The 1,376-nt window shown below is 46.9% G+C and carries 2 protein-coding genes; both read left to right on the top strand.

What is annotated here, in order from left to right; translation table 11 throughout:
• Nucleotides 1–54 precede the first annotated feature (54 nt).
• Entirely contained in the window at nucleotides 55–435 is a 381-nt protein-coding gene (locus HMPREF1640_RS13845) for a hypothetical protein (RefSeq protein ID WP_036895406.1), read from the top strand.
• Between the two features lie 32 nt (nucleotides 436–467).
• Nucleotides 468–1,313: an IS3 family transposase gene (locus HMPREF1640_RS12375; protein ID WP_036895403.1), complete on the top strand. Its 846-nt coding sequence runs from the start codon at nucleotides 468–470 to the stop codon at nucleotides 1,311–1,313.
• Nucleotides 1,314–1,376 lie beyond the last annotated feature (63 nt).

Here is a 1,376-nt window from a genome sequence, read left to right as displayed (position 1 = left end):
GTCTTGAACGGAATTAGCTTGTCATATTTTAATTAATTTATAAAATAAGAAAATATGACAAAACGTAAGAAAGCCCGAGTTTATTCAGAAGTGTTCAAGCTTCAAGTTCTCACCGATTATTATTCTCATGGTGACACCCTTGGTTCTCTGGGGCGCAAATGGAATGTGGATCCAATTAGTATATCCCAGTGGACCAAGCGTTGGCCAGTTGACTCAAAATCTTTATCTTTGTCCTCAGACATCATTTCCTCCTACCGTATGGAACATCCGGATACAAAACTAAGCCACGATGAGATACTTCAAAAGCGCATCTGCGACTTAGAGCATGCGCTTGATTTGGAGAAGCTCCGCAGTCGCGCCTTCGAGAAGATGATTGAGATTGCGGAAGCAGAAGAAGGAATCTCGATATTAAAAAAAGGTGGTGCCAAACAGTAGATGCGCTGCGCAAGGAGTATCCCCATGTAAGCGTGGAGACTCTCTGCGGACTGTTTGGCAAGAAGCGCCAATGGTATTATGCAAGCCACAACCATGTTATTTCGGAGCGTCAACGTCGCAAGCTGCTCACCGTTTCAGTAGAATACTACCGCTGGCTTTGGCCTCGTCTTGGTGGCGTGAAGCTCCATCTTATCCTGAAAGAGGAACTGGGTGTGGAGGTCACGGGTGGGCGTGATTCATTTCTCCGCTTCCTTTCGGACGAAGGGTTCGTGCTCCCCAAACTTAAACGTCGGCGCACGACCGACTCCAACCATCTGTACAGAAAGTACCCAAACCTTGTAAAAGGCCTTGATGTACAGCATGTTAATCAAGTATGGGTATCGGATATTACCTATATTTGGATCAGTGGCGACGTGCTCTATCTGCACCTTGTCTCAGACCTATATTCGCATGCCATCATAGGCTGGCATCTGTCAGAGAGTATGGAAGCGGAGAATACGGTCAAAGCCTTGCAAATGGCGATCCGTGTAGCCGGTGGAGGCAACCTCTGTGGCACAATACATCACTCCGACCGCGGTTCTCAGTACGCCTGTTACCAGTACGTCGGCATCCTCGCGGAACACCATATACGCATTAGCATGACGGAAACCTACAACCCCACGGATAACGCAATAGCAGAAAGACAGAATGGGATACTCAAGACGGAGAAGATTTATCTTCAGGAAATGTATTCATGCTATGAGCAAGCCAATGAAGAAATCGCAAGGACTATTGACTTCTACAACTGGCGAAGGCCGCACATGAGCATTGGCATGAAGAAACCCATGGAGGTCTACGCGGGAGAACAGCCTGGAAAGAATTTATGGAAGAAAAAGTAACTTACCGTTGCGGAAAAGTAAAAGATATATTATCTTTGGCGTGCCGGAAACAAGGCGCGCGAC

Source organism: Prevotella sp. S7-1-8, from assembly GCF_000758925.1.
In the GTDB taxonomy this organism is placed as follows: Bacteria; Bacteroidota; Bacteroidia; order Bacteroidales; family Bacteroidaceae; genus Prevotella.
This window is presented reverse-complemented; position numbering and strand designations above follow the sequence as displayed.